General features: G+C 65.2%; 21 protein-coding genes and 1 riboswitch. Of the genes, 12 read left to right on the forward strand and 9 right to left on the reverse strand.

Features of this window, described 5'->3' with window-relative positions; all coding sequences use genetic code 11:
- Window positions 1-22: 22 nt before the first annotated feature.
- Complete coding sequence (rhuM, locus tag HMPREF2785_RS10925) at window positions 23-1,105, forward strand: RhuM family protein (protein WP_070615530.1); 1,083 nt, start codon at window positions 23-25, stop codon at window positions 1,103-1,105.
- Window positions 1,106-1,110: 5 nt separating this feature from the next.
- Here rhuM and HMPREF2785_RS10930 read toward each other — a convergent pair whose 3' ends face one another.
- The 3 genes from HMPREF2785_RS10930 to HMPREF2785_RS10940 all read right to left on the reverse strand — a co-directional run bounded on the left by HMPREF2785_RS10930 (window position 1,111) and on the right by HMPREF2785_RS10940 (window position 4,798).
- On the reverse strand, window positions 1,111-1,671 hold the full coding sequence (locus HMPREF2785_RS10930) for a hypothetical protein (RefSeq protein WP_070615533.1): 561 nt from the start codon (window positions 1,669-1,671) through the stop codon (window positions 1,111-1,113).
- 13 nt (window positions 1,672-1,684) lie between these two features.
- Window positions 1,685-1,806: riboswitch (SAM riboswitch) on the reverse strand.
- 58 nt (window positions 1,807-1,864) lie between these two features.
- The gene (locus HMPREF2785_RS10935) at window positions 1,865-3,436 is read right to left on the reverse strand and encodes a VanW family protein (protein WP_083308988.1); all 1,572 of its coding nucleotides are present in this window, start codon (window positions 3,434-3,436) and stop codon (window positions 1,865-1,867) included.
- Window positions 3,437-3,595: 159 nt separating this feature from the next.
- Window positions 3,596-4,798, reverse strand: a complete 1,203-nt coding sequence (locus HMPREF2785_RS10940; protein WP_070615536.1) for a glycoside hydrolase family 3 N-terminal domain-containing protein — start codon at window positions 4,796-4,798, stop codon at window positions 3,596-3,598.
- Window positions 4,799-4,876: 78 nt separating this feature from the next.
- On the opposite strand from HMPREF2785_RS10940, the gene HMPREF2785_RS10945 reads away from it, so the two are divergent.
- Window positions 4,877-5,083, forward strand: coding sequence for a DUF2613 domain-containing protein (locus tag HMPREF2785_RS10945; protein ID WP_070423351.1), 207 nt, complete (start codon window positions 4,877-4,879; stop codon window positions 5,081-5,083).
- 6 nt (window positions 5,084-5,089) lie between these two features.
- The gene (locus HMPREF2785_RS10950) at window positions 5,090-8,014 is read left to right on the forward strand and encodes an alpha-(1->3)-arabinofuranosyltransferase domain-containing protein (RefSeq protein ID WP_070615538.1); all 2,925 of its coding nucleotides are present in this window, start codon (window positions 5,090-5,092) and stop codon (window positions 8,012-8,014) included.
- On the opposite strand, the gene HMPREF2785_RS11680 is transcribed toward HMPREF2785_RS10950, so the two are convergent.
- Entirely contained in the window at window positions 7,921-8,976 is a 1,056-nt protein-coding gene (locus HMPREF2785_RS11680) for an acyltransferase family protein (protein WP_246821249.1), read from the reverse strand. The genes HMPREF2785_RS10950 and HMPREF2785_RS11680 overlap by 94 nt on opposite strands.
- A 38-nt stretch (window positions 8,977-9,014) precedes the next feature.
- Here HMPREF2785_RS11680 and HMPREF2785_RS10960 point away from each other — a divergent pair, with 38 nt between their 5' ends.
- The 4 genes from HMPREF2785_RS10960 (at window position 9,015) to HMPREF2785_RS10975 (ending at window position 12,163) form a co-directional block, all read left to right on the forward strand.
- Window positions 9,015-9,662, forward strand: a complete 648-nt coding sequence (locus tag HMPREF2785_RS10960) for a porin PorA family protein (protein ID WP_070615541.1) — start codon at window positions 9,015-9,017, stop codon at window positions 9,660-9,662.
- A gap of 91 nt (window positions 9,663-9,753) precedes the next feature.
- A complete protein-coding gene (locus tag HMPREF2785_RS10965; protein ID WP_246821251.1) occupies window positions 9,754-11,016 on the forward strand; it encodes an MmpA family trehalose lipid delivery protein in 1,263 nt (420 codons plus the stop codon).
- Between the two features lie 105 nt (window positions 11,017-11,121).
- The gene (locus HMPREF2785_RS10970; RefSeq protein WP_246821253.1) at window positions 11,122-11,364 is read left to right on the forward strand and encodes a three-helix bundle dimerization domain-containing protein; all 243 of its coding nucleotides are present in this window, start codon (window positions 11,122-11,124) and stop codon (window positions 11,362-11,364) included.
- A 340-nt stretch (window positions 11,365-11,704) separates the two neighbouring features.
- Window positions 11,705-12,163 (forward strand): DIP1984 family protein, encoded by a 459-nt coding sequence (locus tag HMPREF2785_RS10975; RefSeq protein ID WP_070615544.1) that lies wholly within the window; start codon window positions 11,705-11,707, stop codon window positions 12,161-12,163.
- Here the strand turns inward: HMPREF2785_RS10975 and HMPREF2785_RS10980 are convergent.
- The 3 genes from HMPREF2785_RS10980 to HMPREF2785_RS10990 are packed head-to-tail and all read right to left on the reverse strand — an operon-like array spanning window position 12,150 to window position 13,886.
- Window positions 12,150-13,214 carry a glycosyltransferase family 4 protein gene (locus tag HMPREF2785_RS10980; RefSeq protein WP_070615549.1) on the reverse strand — a complete coding sequence of 355 codons (1,065 nt, stop codon included), beginning with the start codon at window positions 13,212-13,214 and terminating at the stop codon, window positions 12,150-12,152. The two genes, HMPREF2785_RS10975 and HMPREF2785_RS10980, sit on opposite strands and share 14 nt — an antisense overlap.
- A complete protein-coding gene (locus HMPREF2785_RS10985) occupies window positions 13,211-13,594 on the reverse strand; it encodes a type II toxin-antitoxin system VapC family toxin (RefSeq protein ID WP_070423308.1) in 384 nt (127 codons plus the stop codon). Before HMPREF2785_RS10985 ends, HMPREF2785_RS10980 begins: the two co-directional genes overlap by 4 nt.
- A gap of 1 nt (window position 13,595) precedes the next feature.
- The gene (locus HMPREF2785_RS10990; RefSeq protein ID WP_070453229.1) at window positions 13,596-13,886 is read right to left on the reverse strand and encodes a type II toxin-antitoxin system Phd/YefM family antitoxin; all 291 of its coding nucleotides are present in this window, start codon (window positions 13,884-13,886) and stop codon (window positions 13,596-13,598) included.
- Between the two features lie 44 nt (window positions 13,887-13,930).
- Here HMPREF2785_RS10990 and HMPREF2785_RS10995 point away from each other — a divergent pair, with 44 nt between their 5' ends.
- Entirely contained in the window at window positions 13,931-14,671 is a 741-nt protein-coding gene (locus HMPREF2785_RS10995) for a class I SAM-dependent methyltransferase (protein WP_070615552.1), read from the forward strand.
- Here the strand turns inward: HMPREF2785_RS10995 and HMPREF2785_RS11885 are convergent.
- Both HMPREF2785_RS11885 and HMPREF2785_RS11005 read right to left on the reverse strand, forming a co-directional pair.
- Complete coding sequence (locus HMPREF2785_RS11885) at window positions 14,668-15,462, reverse strand: Abi family protein (RefSeq protein WP_167594473.1); 795 nt, start codon at window positions 15,460-15,462, stop codon at window positions 14,668-14,670. The genes HMPREF2785_RS10995 and HMPREF2785_RS11885 overlap by 4 nt on opposite strands.
- Before the next feature lie 117 nt (window positions 15,463-15,579).
- Window positions 15,580-17,403 (reverse strand): phosphoenolpyruvate carboxykinase (GTP), encoded by a 1,824-nt coding sequence (locus HMPREF2785_RS11005; RefSeq protein ID WP_070615554.1) that lies wholly within the window; start codon window positions 17,401-17,403, stop codon window positions 15,580-15,582.
- A gap of 294 nt (window positions 17,404-17,697) precedes the next feature.
- Here HMPREF2785_RS11005 and trmB point away from each other — a divergent pair, with 294 nt between their 5' ends.
- The 4 genes from trmB to HMPREF2785_RS11025 are packed head-to-tail and all read left to right on the forward strand — an operon-like array spanning window position 17,698 to window position 22,398.
- The gene (gene trmB / locus HMPREF2785_RS11010; RefSeq protein WP_070615558.1) at window positions 17,698-18,468 is read left to right on the forward strand and encodes a tRNA (guanosine(46)-N7)-methyltransferase TrmB; all 771 of its coding nucleotides are present in this window, start codon (window positions 17,698-17,700) and stop codon (window positions 18,466-18,468) included.
- Window positions 18,468-19,142, forward strand: a complete 675-nt coding sequence (locus HMPREF2785_RS11015) for an NYN domain-containing protein (RefSeq protein ID WP_070615560.1) — start codon at window positions 18,468-18,470, stop codon at window positions 19,140-19,142. Before trmB ends, HMPREF2785_RS11015 begins: the two co-directional genes overlap by 1 nt.
- Before the next feature lie 9 nt (window positions 19,143-19,151).
- Window positions 19,152-21,443: an MMPL family transporter gene (locus HMPREF2785_RS11020; RefSeq protein ID WP_070615563.1), complete on the forward strand. Its 2,292-nt coding sequence runs from the start codon at window positions 19,152-19,154 to the stop codon at window positions 21,441-21,443.
- Window positions 21,433-22,398: a lysylphosphatidylglycerol synthase transmembrane domain-containing protein gene (locus HMPREF2785_RS11025; RefSeq protein ID WP_070615566.1), complete on the forward strand. Its 966-nt coding sequence runs from the start codon at window positions 21,433-21,435 to the stop codon at window positions 22,396-22,398. The genes HMPREF2785_RS11020 and HMPREF2785_RS11025 overlap by 11 nt, the downstream gene beginning before the upstream one ends.
- Window positions 22,399-22,435: the final 37 nt, after the last annotated feature.

Below are 22,435 nucleotides of genomic sequence, written 5' to 3' on the forward strand. Positions count from 1 at the left end.
ACTGGTTATTTTTGGGGGCGAAATGGATCAGCGGACGGTCAAATTAGACTCGACGGATCACGGCGAGTTTGTCATCTACCAGACCGAGGACGGATTAACGGAAGTCCATCTGCGAGTTGTCGACAAATCAGTATGGATGACTCAAAGTGAAGTCGCAGATCTCTTTGATATATCTCCGGCAAGCGTGAGCATTCACCTCAAGAATATCTACGCCGAAAACGAGCTGAGCAGGGATCGAACTATTAAAGAAATTCAAATAGTTCGATCTGAAGGAGATCGCGATGTTTCGCGAACACTCAAACATTACAATCTTGATGCGATTGTTGCTGTCGGCTACCGAGTTAAAGGACCAAGAGGAAATCAGTTCCGACGCTGGGCCAGTGAAATACTCCAGGAGTATTTGAGAAAAGGTTTCGTCCTCAACGACGAAAAGCTCAAAGACCCCCGCGGAACCGATTATTTCGACGAGCTACTCGCGCGAATCCGGGATATTCGATCCTCCGAAGCTCGCCTCTACCTCAGACTACGAGACATTGTCGCGCTTGCTACGGACTACAACAAAGATAGCCCCAAAACACGCGGGATTTTCAGCTGGATTCAGGACAAACTCCATTACGCAGTTACCGGTCAAACTGCTTCAGAAATCATTGCGACACGTTGCGACCCCGGAGCCGACAACCTGGGGTTATCCACTTTCAAGGGGAAAGTGGTACGGAAAGGTGATGTAACCACCGCAAAAAACTATCTAACAAATTCCGAGCTCACCACACTCAACCTGCTAGTTTCCCAGTATTTGGAATATGCAGACCTCCAGACTCGTATGAGAAGCCCTATCTACATGAAGGATTGGTTGGAGAAGACCGATTCGTTTATTGAATTCAATGGCTTCGAGCCGTTGAAGGATCGCGGAAGAATCTCGCGCGAAGAGGCCAACAGACTAGCCAAAGAACGCTACGAGCTATTTAATGCTGGTCGGGAATCCGACAATCTAGCCGAAGCTGACGCAAAACTGGTCGAGACCATGAAGCAGATTGACCGCCGGATTCTTGCAGACCGAGCCCGTTTAACACCCCGCGTAACAGACATCCCGGACGAGGAGTCTTAAACCCCTCACGCTTCCGTCGTGCACGCCGTGACGGGCTTATCCGACAGCAGGATGGCGCGGTAGCCGCCACCATCAACCGTGTAGCGCAGGATCTTCCAGTCTGGGTTGTATTCCTGCGCGAGTGCGAGGTCTTCGGGGTTGTGGTTGTGGGCGGTGATGGTGTCGTCGCCAAGTGGTGTGCTCACGCGGAATGTGAGCGTGGTGCCGTCGTGGGCGAGGATGTCGATGGGGAACCAGCAGAATTTTTGGTTCATGGCGCGCAGCACTGGGATGTAGTGCTGGTTGTGGCCGCGGGTGCGTTGGTCGCATTCGCGGTAGGTGCAGGTGCGGCGGGTGGCGGGGCGTTTGGGGAAGGGGACGGCGTCATCGCCAACGCGTACGGCGGCGGCGCTTGGCGAGTATTCGAATGTCGCGCCGGTGTTGGCGACGAATTCGTGGCCTTCTACAGCGCTATCAAACGTTGCGACGACCACCTCACCCGTCTCATCAAGCGTAAACGCAAAGGTCAGCCCGTCCATGCTGCTGAGGGTGGCTGGGGTCCAGTCGGTGGGCATGCCAAAAGACATGGTGCTCCTTGAAATATCGCTCTTCCGGCGCGGCGGTTGCGCGTGCCGGCGGATCTTCCCTCGGGAGCACCGTGCGCGATGAGCGCGGTTGCTAATCGACGAGCCGAGGGGCCTTATCCGTCAGATTTCTTGATCCAAAACGACACAATATAGACCAAGCAGTCTAGTGTCAAGTGGTGCGGCACCCGCTCCCCTACCCGCAGCGGACGATGGGCTGCGGGTCGTAGACGGTGGTCTGGGTTTCACGGGAGAGTTCGTTGCCGGCGAGGTCGTAGATAATGCGGGTATCCGAGGTGGTGAACCCGGGTGCGCCGCCGGACGGCGAGCAGTTCGGGCCGGACACGTTGACCGGCTGCGGGCTGGTCTGGGCCCAGCGGCCGCCGTTGATGGACTGCACGTTGACCGTATTCACTCCCATGAGGCTGACGGTGAGTTGGCCGCCGCCGACGTTGGTGGCGATGCGCACCGGGTAGGGGCTGTCGTTGCGGAACTGCAGGTCGATGGCGCCTTCGTACACGGTGGCTTCGCGGCCGGCCGGATAGCGGGAGATGTAGTAGGAGTGCGGGGTGTGGGCGACGTCGGTCATGCCGGCGAAGTAGGCCGCGTTGTACAGGGTGGTGGCGAACTGGGAGATGCCGCCGCCGACGGCGGTGTCGGCACGCCCGTTGAGGATGATGCCGGATTCGACGTAGCCCTGGGCGGTGCCGCGGGGGCCGGTGTAGCCGTTGAGGGAGAACGTCTCCCCCGGGTTCACAATCGCGCCGTTGACCGTGTTGGCCACCAGGGCGATGTTGGTGCCCGAAGCACCCGAGTAGCCGCCGGTGGTAAACGAGCCAACCACTTCGTTGAAGGTGGCGTTGTTCGCTTCTTCGGTGGTGAAGTCTGCGGGCACCGGCTTGTAGTCGGCGTCCCAGGAACGCCCCTTGGAACCGAGGACGCGGTCGTTGAAGCCGGCGAGGGTTTTCTCCCAGTCCACAGCGGTGCCGTCGACGGAGGGTTCGACGCCGCCGCCGGTGAGCACGCGGGCGTTTTGCATCTCCACTTCGGTCTCGGCGAGCTGCTCGGCCAGGATGGCCTGCGCTGCCTCGGCGTTCACATTCGGGGCGATCTTGCCGTCGACGTTGGGGAAGCTGACCACCTCGCCAAGCCGCTCCTGCGGGATAGCGGCCTTGTGATCATCGCGACCGGTCACGGTCAGCGGGCCGTCCAAGGCGGCGCGCACGGGGCCGTCCATGGCGGCGCTCATCACAGCGTCGTCGATGGCGGGCGGCACGGAGGTCGGATCCACATCGATGCCGTCCGGGTTGAGCCAGCCGGTGGTGGTCTCCTCGCGCAGCAGGTCGCGCTCCACCTTCTGGCCGTTGATCGGCTTGGTGGTCTCGGCCTTGCCGGCTTCGACGCGGATGGTGCCGTCGGTGGGGTCGAAGTGCAGTTCGTCGCTGATGCGGTCGAGGGTGCGGTTCAGGGCGGTGTCGTCGATAAGCGGAACCGCGTCGACCTCGTGGGTGGTGAACAGGCCGCGCAGGCGCGAAATCGGGTTGGCGGTTTCGATGCCGGCGGCGTCCACGGTGGCCTGGTAGTCGATGTCCAGGCCGGACTTCGCGGGCACGAACGTGGACGTCTTGTCGCCGGCGCGGACCTCGACGGTTGTGTCAGCAGCGCTGCCGAGTTCACCCTCGAGCTTCGCGCGAGCCTCGTCCGGCTTCATCGCACCGATGTTCACGCCGCCGACGGTGGTGCCGCGCGGGACGTTGCCGCGGTGCATCGCCAGATCCGCCAGGTACACAGCAAGCGCGATGGCGAGGATGCCGAGCAGCACACCGAGCGCGATCTTGCCGCCGCGTCCCTTGCTGCTCGCCTTGTGCGAGGTTGCCTTCACCGTAGTCACCCAAACAAGGGTAATGCAGATGTTTGAAAAAGCGGGTTAGAGGTTGTCGTCGATAAGCAATTGCTGCACGCGGGTGGCTGCCTCATCGATGCGGTCTTCGGCGATGTAGCCGTTGTTCACGCACCACACGACGTGGTCGATGATGGCGGGCAGATCCTTACCCGTGGACCACAGCGCCTGGTCGGCGCCGGAGGCGATGGCGCGGGCGACGGCGTCGCGGGTGGGCGCGTAATCGAGGATGCCGCGCATGCCGGACAGGTCATCGGTGACCACGACCCCGTTGAAGGGCACTCCGCCGGGGTAGTCGCCCTCGCGCAGCACGCGGTAGGCCTCGGGGTTCATGGAGCTGGGCACGCCGTCGGGGCCAAGGCCCGGCACGATCATGTGGCCCATCATGACGCTAGAGCGCGGGAACTGCGTCAGCAGCGGGCCGTAGGGGCGCATGTCTAGGTCGCGGACCTGGTTCAGCGGCGGGGTGACGGCGAGTTGGTGGTGCGTGTCGCCGGAGGCGCGCCCGTGGCCGGGGAAGTGTTTGAACGTGGGCGTGACCTGGGCGTCGGTGAGCCCCTGGGAGAACAGTGTGGCCACCCGCACGACTTCGGCCGGGTCGCCGTGGAAGGCGCGGTCGCCGACGATGTCCAGGTCGGTCACGTCGAGGTCCAGCAGCGGCGCGTAGTCCACGTTGATGCCGTGCGCGCGCAGAGACCGGCCGATGTCCCACCCGGTGCCGCGGATGACTTCCGGCGGGGTGCCGGCCAGCGCGCGCGGCGGCATGAACTCGCCGAGCACGTTGGTGTGGCGCTGCACCCGGCCGCCCTCAAAATCGATGGCGACGACAAACGGCCTGTCGTACTGTTCCCGCAGCGCATTGATGTTGCGGCCCGACTCGGTGAGCAGCCGCGGATCCGCCCAACTCGGAATGATCAGCCCGCCGACACCCTGGTCGAGCGCCACCCGCGCCTGCTCGTAGTTCGCCACGCCAACCACCATCAGCGACGCCACTCGCGCCCGCAGGTCCTCGGGCACGCGTTGTTGCGCGGGGCTTAACAGCGCAGGAGCTTCTTGCTTATCGACGACCCCACCCTCCCGCACCGTCGACGGCTCCGTCACCGCTTCTGGGGTCGGGGTGGCTTCCTCCGCGGGCTCGGGGGCGCTACACGCGGCAAGCGCAACGCACGCCGCGAGCGCAACGGCACGCGTGGCGTGCGCTGCGCGTGCGCCGAAGGCTCGATTCCGCATGTGATTGACCCCTTTGTGGCCCCTTTGTGGCGTGTGAAAACGCCCTTACTCTACTCGCTGCTGGTAGCCTTTTCCGACATGTCCCATACCGTTGACCTCCCCGAGCCGCTGAAGCGCCACGCCGCGTCCCCTGTTGTGGCGAGCGCTGTCGTTGGCATTGTGCTCGGTGTGGTTGGTGTGCTGGGTATCGCGGCGGCGTCGGGCCAGTCGACGGTGCCGGATAATACGGCCGTTTCCGCTGATGATGCGGTGCTTGGCGGGCCGGAGTACGGCTCGCGGAAGTAGGGCTGGGTGGGGTCGTCGAGAAGCGCCCATGCTCTTGGGTGGCTAGTTCTGACCCTGCTTGCGCTGGCACAGCCGCCGGGGCAGGTTGCGGCCGACACCAAGTTTGATCTCGTTGCCAACCCGGCGCGGTTTTTGGCACGGGCGACGCACGCGTATACGGATGAGTTTCCGCTGGGGCAGGTACAGAACCAGGCGTACGGGTACCTGTTTCCGCAGGGTGCGTTTTTCTGGCTGTTTGGGTGGTTGCCGGACTGGTTGACGCAGCGCGCGTGGTGGGCGTTGTTGCTGGGTGTGGCGTATTCGGGCACGTTAGTGCTGGCGCGGCGCATCGGGATCAGGGGCACGTGGCCGCCGGTGCTCGCGGCGTTGCTGTACGCGTTGAGCCCAAGGATTTTGACCACGCTGACGGCGATTTCTTCGGAGGCCTGGCCGGTGGCGCTTGTGCCGTGGACGTTGGTGCCGCTGGTGCAGCGTCGCCCGCAGGTGGCGCCGGCGGTGGTGGCGGTGGCGTGCATGGGTGCGGTCAACGCGACGGCGACCATTGCGGCGTGCCTGCCGGCGTTTGTGCTGCTGGTGGCGCTGCGCCGCTTCCGCGAGGCCGCACGCTTCACGCTGGGTGCGGTGTTGGTGTCGGCGTGGTGGATCGGCCCGCTTCTGGTGCTGGGCATGTATTCGCCGCCGTTTACAGACTTCATCGAGTCCGCGCATGTGACCACCGCGTGGCTCAACCCGGTGGAGATTCTGCGCGGCACCACCAGCTGGACCCCGTTCGTGGACACGGAGCGCGCCTCCGGCCACCTGTTGGTTGCGGAGCCGGTGTTCATCATCGCCACCTGCCTGATCGCCGCGTTCGGCCTGGCCGGCCTGGCCCGCCGCGACATGCCGTGGCGCGGGCCGCTCGTTGCGGTGTTTGTGGTGGGGTTTGTGGTGCTGGGGTCCTCGCCAATGCTTGCACCGCTTTACGACGACACCCTCGCCCCCTTGCGCAACCTCCACAAGTTCGACCCGCTTATCCGGCTGCCGTTGGTACTCGGGGTGGGATTCGTGGCCTCGCAGGTGCGTCGCCCGCAGGTGGTTGGGGTGGCGTTGGCGGCTGCGGTGGCGCTCGCGCCCGCGTGGTCGTTGCGCCTGCTGCCGGAGGGCACCTGGTCGGAGGTCTCCGAGGACTGGGTGGCGGCAGGCGAGTGGTTGGAGGAGCACGCCGCGGGCACGCGCACGTTGGTGGTGCCGGCATCGTCCTTTGCGCGCCAGCATTGGGGGTGGACACGCGACGAACCGATCCAGGCCCTGACCAGCACGCGCTTTGCGTTTAGGGATGCGGTGCCACTGGTGAACCCGGAGGCGATTCGTGGGCTGGACGGGCAGGTGGCGGTCGCAGATCAGCAGGCGCTTCGCTCCATCGGCGTGGGCGCGGTGGTGGTGCGCCGCGACCTGGAACGCCAGCCCGTCACGCCGAACCTGGGCGAGCCGGACGCGAGCTTTGGGGAGGTGGATATCTTCCTGCTGGACCCACACGCGGACATCATGGACACCGACCGTGCGCCGATTGCCGTCGACGGCGGCGGCGAGGTGCTCGCGCTGCTGTGGCGCGAACTCGGCTACTTCCCGGCGCGCCTGACCAGCGGGGACGCAAGCGCCCCCGCCGATATTGTTACGGATACCCCGGCGCTGGCGGTGCGCAACTACGGCACCATCCACGGGCAATCGGGCCACCTTGCCGACGAATCCGAGGACACCACCGTGCGCAACCGCGTGAAGGACTACCCGTCCGCCGGCACGCGTGTTGGGGTGGTGGCGGATGGGCAGGTGCGGGCGTCGTCCTCACGCGCGGACGCCGGCGCTTTCGGTGGTCCGGTGCCCGCGAACTCGCTGACCGCAGCCTTCGACGGCCTGCACGAGACCGCCTGGTGGCCCGCGCCGGGCGACCGCAACGCGTGGATCGAGTTTCAGACTCAGCAGCCTCAGATTTCGCTCACCGCCACCGCGGACACCACCGTGCAACTCTGCGACGGGCACGACAATTGCCGCGACGTCACCCTGGTCAAGGACCAGCCGCGCACCATCACGCGCGGCGGCGCCACAATCCTGCAGCTGACGGAGCCGGTGGGTATTCGCGAACTCGACGTCGGTATCAGCCGCATCGTGGAGGTTCCCGGCACCGCCGACCGCTACTTCTTCCAACGCCGCTTCCCTGCCACTGACGTGATCCAGCGCCGCTTCACCACCGCAGTGGACAGCGAGTGGGTGCTCTCTCAACCTGCGACGATCGACGGCGAGCGCCACGCCGCCCGCGTGTTCCTCGAGGCCGGCACGCACGAGATTGTCACCCGCGCCGAAACCGTCATGCTCTCGCGCGCGCCGCTGCCCAACCACACCGGCGAGCGCATGATCCTGACCACCCGCGCGTTCAACGAAGGGCTGCGTGCCACCCTCGGCGGCGTCCCGCTCGAGCCCATGCGTATCGACGCGGGCGCCCAGGCCTTCCGCGTCCCCGCCAGCGTGCCCTCAGACACCACCACCGCCGAGTTCGACATGTTCTTCACCGGCGACGGCGCCTACCGGTACTCGCTCGTCGCCGGCACCCTGCTGAGCCTGCTGGTCACCGCCCGGTGCCTGTGGGTGCCGTGGCGACGCTTCGAAAGCTTCACGCCCCCACCCGGTGCGAACTGGCTGCCGGGCCTGGCCGTCATCGCCGTGGCACCCCTGCCCGGCGCGGCCGCCGTGGCGCTTGCGTGGCTGGTGCGCCGCTTCACCGTGATCCCGATGCCGCACCTGGCCGCCGCCACCATGACCGTGTGCGGCCTCGTGCTTGCACGTGCGCCCTGGCCGGCGGCGAACTACGCGGGCTCGTCGACCTTCCTCATCCTCGCCGCCTGCTTCGCCGTGGCCTGCCTGACCAGCCGCGCGCCGGGTACCTCCACCGATTCGTAAGAGATGTAGGCGACGGCGGTGCTCAGCAGGGTGGTCGTCGTAAAGATCAGCACGAAGTGCCCCGAGAACATGGGCACGCCGAGCATGGGGAACACGAAGTACAGCACCGCCATGTGCCACAAAAACACCGAGTACGACCAGTGGCCGAGCGTGCGCATGCTTTTCGACGACAACACCGTCCCCTCAAACCTCTGCCCCAGCGCAAAGGGTGCGACCAGCAGGGCGGCGAACACCGCGCCGAGGACTATCCGCACGTTGAACTCCAGCGGGCTCGGGTGCTCCAAGCCGCGCGGGCCGATCACGCCCGCCACCCACGCCACCGGCAGCGCCAGCACCACGAACGGCCAGCGCGGTCCCGCGTAGCGCACCCCGGCGCGCTCTACCTCGGCGAGCACCAACCCGACCGCAAACCACAGCGCATACGACGGCGGCCAGATCTGCAGGTTCAGCACCGCCGGGTCCGCAATGCCCGAGACCGCCCACGGCCACACGAACCCGAGTGCCACCGCGACCGACAGCGCCACGTACCGGCCCCGCGCGCCCAGCCGCAGGTACAGCGGCAGCACGATGTAGAAGGCGACTTCGATGCACAGCGACCACATTTGGGTGAGGCCGTCGATAAGCGCGTGCGGCACATAAACCTGCACCAACAGCACATTCGCCACCACCTGCGTTGCGCTGACCCCCGCGAGCGGCGGCAGCGCAAGCAGCACCACCGCCACGCACACCACATACGCCGGCACCAGGCGAGCAACACGCCGCGAGTAGTAGCCCGGCCGCATCCCGCCACGCGCCAGCAAAAACGCCGAGAGGGCGAAAAACACCGCCACGAAGTAGTCAAAGCGCTCCAACACCGCCGAGCCGGTCCCCGTCTGAAACGCGACGTGCGTGGCCACAATGCCGTACGCGGCCACGGCGCGCAGGCCGTCGAGCTCGGGCAACACAGCGGGTCTTGGATTCACGATGGGGCAAAGTCTAGTCGCCCGGTAGGGTTAGGCGGGTGAACCTGCGTCGTCGATTAGCCACCTGCCTGGGCATCATTGTCGTCTGCGCCGCGCTCAACATCGCCTCCCCCATCGTGATTGCAAAGCAGCGCACCCTGCAGCCCGGCGAGTACACCATGCTTTTCGACGACGCCCACTCCCGCACCGTCACCCTGACCAAACAGCCCAAATCCATGCTGGCCGAGGTAACCATCGACGGCGAGATCGTGGACAGTTTTCTCATCGACCCCTCCACGGCCTTCCCCGCCAAAGGCCGCGCCGGGCTCGGCCCGCTGCTGCCCTACCAGCCGGAACGGCGCACCTACCCACTGTTCGACACCACCTCCGGCCAAGACGTGCCGATGGATTATGTCGGCCCCGGCAACGTGCGTGGCATGCAGACCTATAAGTACGCCGCGACACTTTCTGACGGGTGTGTGCGCACCGTCGACGCGGAACGCCGCACCGGCCGCATCCTCGACGAAGTCTGGGACTGCCCGCCCGAGCAGTGGACGCTTGCGGAGGAGACCAAGGCCGCAGCTGTCGACGCCGCGCGCCGCGACGTGGCCTGGCTGCGTGGCCTGCAAGTCATGGCGGTGCTCACCCGCTTCATCGCGGCCGCGGCGTTCATTGCTGGCCTGGTGGCCTATGCGCGCCGCCGCTAGACAGTGGTGGGCGCCGGTCTATGGCGCCCTGCTGGTTCTGGCGCTGACCTGGCCGTTTCTTGTCCCCGGTGAAGCGTTCGCGCTGCGGGACATGCTGGTCTTCGACGCGATGGAACTCACCCGCGCCTCGTTGGGGTGGGGTGACCTGCCCGCCCGCAACGTCCCCCAAGACGCCCTGCTTGGCGTCCTGCCGTATCCGGTGTTGTTCCTGCGTGTGTTCATGGTGTCCGCCGCCGCGGCCGCCGCGTGGGCGGGGTGGAAACTCGGCCGCACCCCGCTGGGCCAGGCGGCGGCGATGACGGTGGCGGTATGGAACCCGTTCGTCGTAGAACGGCTGCTGCAGGGACAGTGGTCGCTTGCCGCCGCGGCCTGGCTGCTGCCCCTGGTGGCGTTGGGCGTGCACCCGCTGTCGGGGCTTGCGCACTGGCTGGCGTCACTGACACCCACCGGTGCGATCGCCGCCGCGTGCGTGGCCCGCAGCCCTCTGACCACCGCGCTGACCTGCGCGCCGTGGGTCGTCGCAGGCATCTTCGCCGGGGCGGGCGGCACCTCATCGGCCGTGTCCGCCGAGGTGTTCGCCCCGCGCGCCGAAGGGCTCACCGGCACCCTCGGCGCGCTCGTAGGCCTTGGTGGGATCTGGAACGCCCATGCCGTGCCCGCCTCCCGCGAGGCCGGCTTCGCCCTGTTCGGCATCGCGCTGTTCGTGCTGCTTGCGCTGGCGTGGCGCGAGGTGCCCCGCCGCTTACTCGTGCTCGCCGGGGTCGGATTCTGCATCGCGCTCGCGTCCTGGGCGGGGCTGCTGGGCCCGGTGGTCGCGCACGTCCCCGGGGCCGGCCTGCTTCGCGACAGCCAAAAGTGGCTCATCCTCACCATCCCCGCCCTGGTCACCGCCGCCGGCGCGTTGAGTGCCCGCCGCGCGCTCGCCGCCGCCACCTTCGCGCTCCTGCAGGTCCCCGACGCGCCCGTCGCCGTCGCCGCACTCACCCCCACCACCGTCGAGATCCCCGCCATCAACCACCACGGCCGCGACGTCCTCTTTGAATCCCGCCCGACGCTCACGCTTATCGACGACCACCCCACCGTCGACCCCGCCCCCAAAGCCATGAACGTGGTCGAATCCGGCGCGCTGACCGTCGACGGTGTCGTTGTGGACGCTCCATCACCACGCTGGGTCGCCGCCCAAGCGGCCATCGACGACACCGATGCGCTGCGCGAGATGGGTATCGGGGTGGTGGTGCGTTCGGATGGGCGGGTCGTCGATACGCAAGCGGCTCCGAATCCGCTGCCACCTGCGGGAATCGCGTTGTTCGCGCTGTGGCTCGCGGTGCCAGCAACGCTGCGCCGCAACCGATAGTTGGAACCTCCCATGATTGAAAGCTTGCATGAATTGTGTTGTGCGGTTAAAGTGAACTCCAGATGAACAAAAGGTTACGCACCGCAGAATCAAGGAGGTATAGCCGTGGCCAACAACAACATCGATTTCAGCATCATCCGCGAGCGCGCCCTGCGTAACATCCGCGAGGACCTGCTCGCCGAGTTCGCCGGACAGTACGACGCACTCGAAATCACCGACGCATTCGACGCCGTCGTCCGCAACCACAAGCGCACCGCAACCGTCGAAGACTTCATCCCCGTCCTCGTCGAAGCAGAAATGCGCGACCGACTCCGCGACGGCGACCTCTTCCCGCAGGCCGCCGCATAACTCACAGCAAAACCCAACGCCCAACCCCTTTGCATCGGTTGGGCGTTTTGCTATGTTCGACACTTAACACTGTCGGTAGCGAAAGCACACCGGCACCCAGCGAACGTCAACCCCACGCGCCCGGGGAAAAGGGAGCACACACCGGCGCCTTGTGGCCGTATCAAGGCTGAAGCGGTTCGATTCCGCTCACACGCACAACGCATGCGGCCTGCACGACGCACACGGGCACAACCCCCGCCACAGGGTTGCACCGAGCACGATTTACTACCGCGACGTTGGGGGTGACCCGGACACTTTCGTGAGGGTTGGGAACGGGGACAGAACTTTCAAGGAGGCACCCATGCTGCTCGCAGAAGCACTCGCACGCCGCGCCGAGGCGCAAGACCGCCTGAACAAACTGCAGGAACGCCTCGTCCAGGGCGCGATGATCCAGGAAGGCGACACGCCCGTCGAGGACCCAGCCGAACTGCTCAAGGAAGCCGCCGAGCTGCTCCAAGAGATTGAGACGCTTGTGCGCCGCATCAACCACACCAACGCGCAGACCGCCTTCGAGGGCGCCACGCTTACCGACGCCATCGCGCGCCGCGACGCCCTACTACGCTCCCGCCGCCTCTACGCCGCGGTTGCCGACGCCGGCACCATGACCAACGCCCGCTACTCCCGCTCCGAGGTGCGCTTCGTGCCCACCATCGACGTGAAATCGCTCCGCGAGATGGCTGACAACGCCTCCAAGGCCTACCGCGAACTGGACACCAAGATCCAGCAGCTGAACTGGACCACGCAGCTCATCGAGGTGTAACGAGCTCCGCGAGCACCGCCGCGAACCTGCGGCCGGTCTCCTCCCACGAAAAGCGCTGCGCCCAACGCTTGGCATTCTCGGCCATGCTGGCGCGGCGCTCAAGTGTTTCGCGGGTTGCCTCGGCGAAGCCCTCCCCCGGCTGCACGAGCCGGCCTGTCTCGCCGTCACGGATCGAATCCGCCACCCCACCCGCCGACGCGTACGCCACCGTGGGAACCCCATGCTGCGCGGCCTCGATCACCGCGATGCCCCAGCCTTCCTTGCGCGACGGCAACAGGTGCACGTCGGCGCGCTCCAGCAGCGCGTGCTTGTACGGCTCGGAGACGTGCCCGTGGAACACCACGTCACCACGCCCCTGCGCGTAGGCCCGCAGCTCGTCCTCCCACCAGCCCGAACCAACCACATCCAGCACCGCGCCCGGGATGCGCGCCGCCGCGTCGATCGCTTCCTCGATCCGCTTGTGCGGCACCAGCCGAGAGAGGGTGAGCAGGTGGGTGCGGTGGTCGTCGTAAAGCGAGGGCACATGCGCAGGCACCGGATCCACGCCATTCTCCACGATCTCGATGTCACCCTCGCGCACGCCAAGCGCCACCAAATCGCTTCTCGACGCCTCCGACACCGTCACATACCGCGCCCCCCGATACACCCGCGGCGCCACCTTCGACTCCAAAAACCACCCCAACCGGCCAATGACCGGACCCGCCACCGGCCACTGCTCCTTATGACAATGATGCGTCAGCAACACCACCGGCCTGCGCGTAAACAAGCGGGCGAAAAACGGAATGCCGTTCTGCGTATCCACCACCACATCCGGCCGGTTGCGCCAGATAGACAACGGCGCCGCCAGGTACACACTGAACTTCCCGCCGGCACGCTCGTAGCGCACCCCGTTTCGGCGTGACCGCCGCGGCGCATCCGTATGCTTCGCCGTCCGATACACCACCTCGTGGCCCTGGGCCGCCAAGTACTCCCCGACACGCTCGAGATAGCGCTCCGAACCGCCGCCCTGCGGGTGGGTGGAGTCGCGCCAACACAACAACAACACCTTCACGGCGCAATGACCTCGAGCCCAACTTCACGGGCGGCCTCGGCGAGCCTGTCGTCGTACGTCAACACCGCATCCGCCTCCACATCCAACGCAGCCTGTAAGTGAATCGCATCCAACGTACGCAAATACGGCATCGGCAACATACTCGCCGCTCGTAGTGTCCCCCGGCCAAGTTCCGCGATCGAAATTCCCCGCAAGATCATCGTAGCCTCCCCCTGCGGCCGGCCGAGGCGCACCGCCAAGCGCCGCAGCTCAATCTCCAACAAGTCCGACGACACCACCTCGTATTCGCCTGCCTCGAGCCACAGCCGCATCGCGTGCGTGTGCGGCTCCAACTTGAGCAGACAGCCCATCGCCGACGTGTCGGCGTACACCCTGCGCATGTCAGTACCTGTCCGCGCGCATATCGTCGAGCGCATCCGCCAGCGACTCGCCCTCCACCTGCGGTACCGGAAGGTCGAGCCAACCACCCACCCGGGTCGCCGGACGGGTAATGGCCAGGCGTGGCTGCGGGTCGTCGAGAGGCATCAGGCGCCCGACCGGCTCGCCGTTGTTCGTCACCACGAAACTGCGCCCTGCACGCACCTCACGCAGGATCTTCGCCGAATCATTGCGCAGCTCGCGCTGGGAGATCCTGCGCTCCACCAGCGATTCGTCCCATTCCGGATGTGCCATACGCCGGAGCGTAGCACGGTTGCTACAGTGCTAACATTGCGCGAATGCACCACACCCGCCGGATGGCCACGCTCCGCCGCTCACTGCGGCTGCTGCGCTCGTTCCCCTACGAGCAGTTCCGCCCGCGCGTGTTCTACTCCTCCCTGGCGCGCGACACGCGCATGCTTATCGACGCCCTCGCCAACGACCTTTCCCTACCTCCCATCACCAACCAATCCGTCCTCGACGTCGGCGGGGGCCCCGGGTACTTCGCCGAAGAATTCGCCGACTGCTTCTACGTCGGCCTCGAACCCAGCGTCTCCGAAATGTCCGCCGCCGGCCTATCCGGATTCGGCTCCGTACGCGGCGACGGCGCAGCGCTGCCATTTGCCGACGACACCTTCGACGTCGTGTACTCCTCCAACGTCGCCGAACACATCCCCAACTGGCAAACCATGGGTGCAGAAATGCTGCGCGTGGCCAAGCCCGGCGGGCTCGTCGTACTGAGCTACACCGTGTGGCTCGGGCCGTTCGGCGGGCACGAAACGGGGCTTTGGCAGCATTATGTGGGAGGTCGGTGGGCGCGTCGTCGATACGCAAAAGTGCACGGGCACGAACCGAAGAACCGCTTCGGCGAAACACTCTTCGCCGTCTCCGCACGCGAAGGCCTCGAATGGGCCGAAGCCACCGGACGCCTCGCCGCCGCCTTCCCCCGCTACCACCCAGCGTGGGCATGGTGGGTCACCCGCGTGCCGGTGCTGCGCGAGTTCGCGGTGTCGAACCTCGTCCTCGTCCTGCGCGGCTAATACTGGGGCCTCAACAGCAGAGTGCGCTGTATTCGATCCATCTTCTTCATCACACCGAGTGTTTGGGGAGACATTGCATGCGCCAAGGCATACATGTCCGTCAACCGTTCCTGGTGGTCAACGTTAAGAATCTGTTCCTGGTGGCTTACACGGTTCCGGAGCCGACGCAACTGTTCTAAAGCAACCGCCACCGCATACCCATCCTCAACTTGGGCGGGAACTGGAGGTGAAATGCTCGAACGGTGCCGTTCAACAAGCTTCGATGTCAACCCTGGGAAACCACTCACCAGTGCATGAATCCAAAGATTCTCTTTTGCTGAAAATCCTGTCGCGAAATCCGCACGATTAGCCGGTGGATGCAACGGGAAAAGAGCACTTAGATTCCCAAACGAGAGCTGCGAAACCCTGTCATCCAATGTCACCGGAGCCTTAAATCGGGGATGATTCCGAGGTCTGCGCCGAGCGCTACGTTCCGCTGCATTCCGTGCGTCCGTTGCCATGCGCTCCACTACTTTTCTAAGTGGACGAGCCGGGTTCTCAAGCCAATCTTCAGTACTGCTTTGCGCTTGGTTCCACGACCTTAAAGATGCGTCAATACGATTTCTCAGCACAGGCTCGAAGACCGAAAGCGCCTCATACCAAGCCGAAGCAATTGCACTTTGCCACAGATACAAGGATTGAACTGAGCGATCAGAGATGCTGTCCGCGCTTCTCCCAGTCTCTCCCACAATAACCATGCGGTATGACCGAACACGAGCGTCACTCAATCCCCCAAGCATTTCACCCACCATGCCGCGAGCATAACAAAATGCCCGCCTTGCGGCGGGCATCCTGCAAAATTAACAACAGATCTTGTCTGAAGTTTTCCACGGGCGATGTTACAGCATCACCCGTGGGCGGGCAAGGGGTTACTTCGCGGCGTGGATGCGCTCGTCGAGCTTCTTCAACTGGTCGAAGATCTCCTGCGGGATGCGGGAGCCGAGGCCCTCGAGGTAACGGCGGGAATCCGCGACGTCTTCCTTCCACAGTTCCGGATCCGCGGTGAGCGCCTCGCGGACGTCCTCGATCGGGGTGTCCAGACCATCAAGGTCCAGGTCCTCGGCGCGGGCGGTGTAGCCAACGACGGACTCCTCAGCCCCGACGTTGTCCTCGATACGGTCGATGACCCACTTGAGCACACGAGAGTTCTCGCCAAAGCCCGGCCACAGGAAGCGACCGTCTTCGCCGCGACGGAACCAGTTGACCAGGAAGATCGACGGCATGCGGTCGCCGCCCTTCTTGCCCATGTCGAGCCAGTGCTGGAAGTAGTCGCCCACGTTGTAGCCCATGAACGGCAGCATCGCCATCGGGTCGTGGCGCAGGGAGCCGACGTTCGCCTCGGCAGAGGCTGCGGTCTGGCCGGAGGAGAGCATCGCGCCGATCATGGTGCCATGCTCCCAGTCGTGCGCCTGGGTGACCAGCGGGACGGTGTCGGGGCGGCGGCCACCGAAGAGGATGGCATCGATCTTCACACCCTGCCAGTCCTCGAACTCCGGCGCTGCGGTCGGGCACTGCTCGATGGCCACGCAGTAGCGGGAGTTCGGGTGGGCGGCCTTGCTGGTGGAGTCCGGGTTCCAGTCTTCGCCGCGCCAGTCGATCAGGTGCGCCGGCTTTTCGCCGTCCATGCCTTCCCACCAGACGTCGCCGTCGTCGGTAAGAGCGACGTTGGTGAACAGCACATTGCCCGGCTCCATGCTCTTCATGGCGATCGGGTTGGAGGCGAAGTTCGTGCCAGGGGCGACGCCGAAGAAACCGTTCTCCGGGTTGACGGCGTAGAGGCCGTCTTCGCGCAGCTTCATCCACGCAATGTCGTCGCCAACAACCTCGGCCTCCCAGCCCGGCAGGGTCGGGGTGAGCATGGCCAGGTTGGTCTTGCCGCAAGCGGACGGGAATGCGGCGGCAACGTGGTACTTCTTGCCCTCCGGGTTGGTGAGCTTCAGGATGAGCATGTGCTCAGCCATCCAGCCCTCTTCCTTCCCCATCACAGATGCGATGCGCAGGGCGTAGCACTTCTTGGCCAGGATGGCGTTGCCGCCGTAGCCGGAGCCGTAGGACCAGATTTCCTTGGTTTCCGGGAACTGGGAAATGTACTTGGTGTCATTGCACGGCCACGCGACGTCTTCCTGGCCCGGCTCGAGCGGGGCGCCGACGGAGTGGAGGCAGTGGACGAAGTTGTCACCCTGGATCTTGTCCAGCGCCTGGGTGCCCATGCGGGTCATGATGCGCATGGACATAACCACGTAAGCGGAGTCGGTGAGCTGCACGCCAAGCTTCGGGTCCGGGTCGGAGATCGGGCCCATGCAGAACGGGACAACGTACATGGTGCGGCCACGCATGGATCCGGCGAAGTGCTCGAGCATCTCTTCCTTGAGCGCTTCGGGCTTCATCCAGTTGTTGGTCGGGCCGGCATCTTCTTCGTTTTCGGTGGCGATGAAGGTGCGGGACTCGACGCGTGCGACGTCGGAGGGGTTGGAGCGCGCCAAGTAGGAGTTGGGGCGCTTTTCCTCGTTGAGTTTGATGAGCGTGCCGGCGGCGACGAGTTCGTCGGCCAGGCGGTTCCATTCCTCGTCAGAGCCGTCTGCGAAGACCACCTTCTCCGGCTCGAACAGGTCGACGGCTTCGTTGATCCAGTCGATGAGCTGTTCGTTGTCGGTGGGGGCTTGGCCCTCCAGGCGCTTAACTTCGGCGGTCATGTGCACTCCTTGTGTAACTGGTTATTGCCAGTGCGTGGCGCACGGCAACCCCAATAATCGTTGCGTTTTGCCCCAAGAGTATCGAAATGTGTGTTCTTCAAGCCAAACCTTGGGCACTTCCACAGCATAGTGGATATAACCAGTACGCCCGAGCACTCATAACACTTTGGGCGGGGGTAACGCGCTACCCCCGACAGGGGTGCATGCGTATCGACGACACGGGGGTGACAACCCGGCCCCTCACCCCTCGCCGGGACACTTGCGTTTGACCTGTTCATATGGACAATAAACACGATGAATAATTCTGAAAACACGCGGTCGGGCACGGGCGAGTTGCCCGCTGGCCGCCCATTGCAAACTGATTTTGAAACCGGCCTGGATTACCCGCGTCTGGGGTCCGTGACGTTTCGTCGCGGCACGCTGACCGACAACCAGGAGGCCTTGTTCAACGAGCACTGGCCCCGCCTGGGCAAGGTGCTGGCGGAGGGCTCGGACGAGCGCATTGATATCGACGGCTGGTTTGGCCGCGCCGGCCACCCCACCATCGTGGAGATCGGCTCCGGCACCGGCACCTCCACCGCGGCGATGGCCCCGCTCGAGGCGGACACCAACGTGGTTGCCGTGGAGCTGTACAAGCCGGGGTTGGCGAAGTTGCTGGGCGCGGTGGTGCGCGGCGGCATCGACAACATTCGCATGGTGCGCGGCGACGGCGTGGAGGTCCTGGCCCGCATGTTCGGCGAGGAATCCCTCGACGGTGTGCGCATCTTCTTCCCGGACCCGTGGCCGAAGGCGCGCCACCACAAGCGCCGCATCATCCAGTCCGGCACCCTCAACCTCATCGCTACGCGCCTGAAGCCGGGCGGCGTGCTGCACGTGGCCACCGACCACGCCGACTACGCCGAGTGGATCGACGAACTGGTCAATGTGGAGCCGATGCTGGAGTACAAGGGCTGGCCGTGGGACGCGGCGCCGATGCTGACGGACCGCCAGGTGATCACCAAGTTCGAAGGCAAGGGTCTGGACAAGGATCACGTGATCCGCGAGTACCTGTGGGAGAAGAAGTAATGGACCTGCAGGCAATGACCCACCCCTACACCCCGGGCGCGCCGGCCGGTCCGGAGAGCTACCTGCTGGTGTGGGACGCCCCGAACCTGGACATGGGCCTCGGCGCGATCCTGGGTGGTCGCCCGACTGCGGCGCACCGTCCGCGTTTCGACGCCATCGGCCGCTGGCTCATCGACCTCGCCGCCGACCGCTCCGACGAACTCGGCTACGAGGTCGAGCCGGAAGCCACCGTGTTCACCAACGTCTCCCCCGCCGGCGCAGACTCGATCCGCCCGTGGGTGGAGGCGCTGCGCAACGTCGGTTTCGCCGTCTTTGCTAAGCCGAAGAGCGAAGAAGACTCGGATGTGGACGGTGACATGATCGACCACATAGAGCGTCGTCGTAAAGAAGGCGTGCTCCAAGGCGTTGTCGTCGCATCCGCAGACGGGCAGAACTTCCAAGAGCTCCTGCAAGAACTTATCGACGACAACATCCCCGTCACCGTCTTAGGCTTCCACGAACACGCCTCCTGGGCCGTGAACTCCCCCGACGTCACCTTCGTGGACCTCGAAGACATCCCGGGCGTGTTCCAAAACCCGCTGCCGCGCGTCCACCTGGACAAACTGCCCGACGAGGGCGCCTGGCTGCAACCGTTCCGCCCGCTCAAGGCGCTTCTGCACAACCCGAAAGACTAGGAGCCCGCCGTGTTTTACAAGTGGGGCCACTTCGCCTACCGCCACCGCCGCATCATCCCGGTCATCGTCATCGCGCTGATCCTGCTGATGCAAGTGCTGTTCGGATCCAAACTCGCCGACCGCCTCTCCCAGGAAGGCTGGGAAGACCCGGGCGCGGATTCGACGACGGCGGCGCAGATCGAATACGACACGTTCGGCCGCGACAACTCCGGCGATGTGATCCTGCTGGTGACGGCGCCGGATGGGGTGGACAGGCCGGAGGTCGTCGATAAGGTGAATGCACAGTTGGGGGAGCTCAAGGCGCAGCACCCTAACCAGATCGCGCACATCACCAGTTACTTCGAGCGTCCCAACCCGCAACTGGTCAACGCCGATCACACCAAGGCGTTCGCCGCGATCGGGCTGAAGGGCGACGGCGAGCAGACGCTGAAGGACTTCCGCACCATCCAACCCGCGCTCGAGGCGCTGGAGGTCCCTGGCGGCACCGCCCAGATCGCCGGCGCGACCGCCGTGGCCGACGCGCTGGACACCGGCATGGCCGACGACATCGCGCGCGCCGAAAAGATCGGCCTGGTGTTCGTTGCCATCATCCTGCTGTTTGTGTTCGGCGGCGTGGTGGCCGCTGCGATGCCGTTGATCGTGGGCATCCTGTCCATCATCGGCTCACTGTCGCTGCTGGCGGTGCTGGCGCAGTTCCAGCAGGTCAATATTTTCTCCCAGTCGATCATTACGCTGCTCGGCCTGGGCCTGGCCATCGACTACGGGCTGTTCATGGTGTCGCGCTTCCGCGAGGAACTCGACCGCGGCCTGGACACCGAAGAGGCCGTCGCCGTGACCACCAACACGGCGGGCAAGACGGTGTTCTTCTCCGCCCTCATGGTCGGCGTCGCACTGTCGGGCCTGCTCATGTTCCCGCAGGCGTTCCTCAAGTCGGTGGCCTACGGCGCGATCAGCGCGGTCGTGCTCGCCGCGGTGATTTCGGTGGCGGTGCTGCCGGCACTGTTCGGCATGCTGGGCCCCAAGATCGACCTGTTGTCCGTGCGTCGTCGCAAAGAGCGCAGCATGGAAGATACGGTCTGGTACAAGATCCCCGCCTGGGCGATGCGCCACGCCCGCCCCGTTGTCGTCGGGGTGGCGGCGCTACTCATCGCCCTAACCGTGCCGATTGTCGGCATCGCGTTCGGCGGCATCAACGAAACCTACCTGCCGCCCAACCAGGTCACCCGCCAAGCGCAGGACGAGTTCAACGAAGAGTTCCCCGCCTTCCGCACCGACCCGGTGAAACTCGTGGTCCAGGGTGCCGACAACGCGCAGCTCGGCCAGATCGTCATGCAGACCCGCGCCATCGACGGCTTCACCCGCCCGCTCAAGCCCGACTACCCCACCGAAGGCGACATCACGGTGCTGTCGGCGCCGTTGGAGAACAGGGACGGTGGGGCGGACGTCGTCAAGCAATTGCGTCAGATTGACGTGCCGGAGGGCGTAACCACCTACGTCGGCGGCACCCCCGCCATGGAAGTCGAATCCATCGAAGCGCTGCTGGAGCGCCTGCCGTGGATGGGCGTTTACATGGTGCTCGCGACGTTCCTGCTCATGGCGCTCGTGTTCGGGTCGCTGATCCTGCCGGCGAAGGCCGTGATCATGAACATCCTCGGCATCGGCGCCACCCTCGGCTTCCTCACCGCCGTGTTCGTCGACGGGCTCGGCGCAGGGGTGCTCAACTTCACGCCGGGTCCGCTGATGAGCCCGATCCTGGTGCTCATCGTCGCCATCCTTTACGGCCTGTCCACCGACTACGAGGTGTTCCTGGTCTCCCGCATGGTGGAGGCCCGCCAGGACGGTGCACGTACCGACGACGCCATCAAGGACGGCACCGCCCATACCGGTGGGATTATCACCGCCGCGGCCGCCATCATGATCGTGGTCGCCGCCGCGTTCGCCCTGTCGGACATCGTGATGATGAAGTACATCGCCTACGGCATGATCTTCTCGCTCGCCCTCGACGCGACAATCATCCGCCTGCTGCTCGTTCCTGGCGTGATGCACCTGCTGCGCGAGGACAACTGGTGGGCGCCACGCTGGGTCAAACGTGCCGCGGGTGCACTCGGCGAGGGCTCTGGCGTATCGACGACACCACCCACCGAAACCCCCATCGAGCACATGGTCGTTGACACCCTGCCCGGCCGCGCCGGCGTCTCCGTCGAAGAGGACGCGACGCTGGTGCCGTTTAGCGAACTCATGCGTGATATCGAGCAGCGCCGCGCCCTCGAGCAGCTGAAGAAGAAAGAACTTGAACGCTAGGACCTGGCTGCGCTGGCTCGCCCCGGTCGTCCTGGCCGTGGTGGTGCTGGTAGTGCTTCGCGACCAGATGCCGTTCTTCGGCGACGCCTGGCGCGCCGTCCGGTCTGCTTCGCCGCTGCCGCTGTTGGGCACGGTGGTCACAGCCTTGCTGGCGCTGGTGGCGATGGCCGGGGTGATGCAGATCCTGCTCAACGTCGAAGGGCGCATCACGGGGGTGGCGCGCACGAACGCGATCGTGTTCGCCTCCAACGCGTGGTCCACCACCGTGCCGGGCGGACCGGCACTATCGGCGTGGCTGACGTACCGGGTGCACCGCTCGTGGGGGGCGTCGACGGGGCTGTGTGGGTGGTTCTTCGTCGTCTCCGGTGCGCTGTCCACGGTGTGGCTGGTGCTCATCGGCATCGTCGCCGTGGTGCTGCTGGGTGCCGACCTGTCGGTGACGTCGCTCGTGCTATCGCTGGTGGCGGCCGCGCTGACCATCGCCGCAGTGTTCTGGGCGACGCTCAACCCTGCGGTGCTCAAACGCTGGGTGCGCTTCCTGCCCTCGCGCGTGCACGAGCGCGCTGTGTCCGTGATCGACCAGGTTGCCGCCATCCGTATCTCCGCCCCCGCCTTCGCGGGTGCGGCCGGGTTGTCGCTGTGTAACCGGCTGCTGGACCTTGCGACGATGGTGTGTTCGGTGTGGGCGGTGTCGTCGTCAAGCATTTCGCTGTCGGGGATTTGCTTGGCGTTCATCATGACCAAACTCGCGGGATCCGCCCAAGTCACGCCCGGCGGCCTGGGGACCGTGGAGCCGGTGGCGGTGGGCATGCTCGTCGCCGGAGGCCTCTCGCTTGCCGACGCCACCGCCGCCACCGTCATCTACCGCGCCATCTCGTTTGCGCTCGTGACCGCCATCGGCTGGATCGTCTATTCCGCCGTCTACCTGGGACGTGTGGATAAACCAACGGCATAATCGCGAGTTATCCACAGGGCCGTTGCGCAAGTTTGGC

The organism is Corynebacterium sp. HMSC067D03, from assembly GCF_001811185.1.
Lineage (GTDB): Bacteria > Actinomycetota > Actinomycetes > Mycobacteriales > Mycobacteriaceae > Corynebacterium > Corynebacterium coyleae.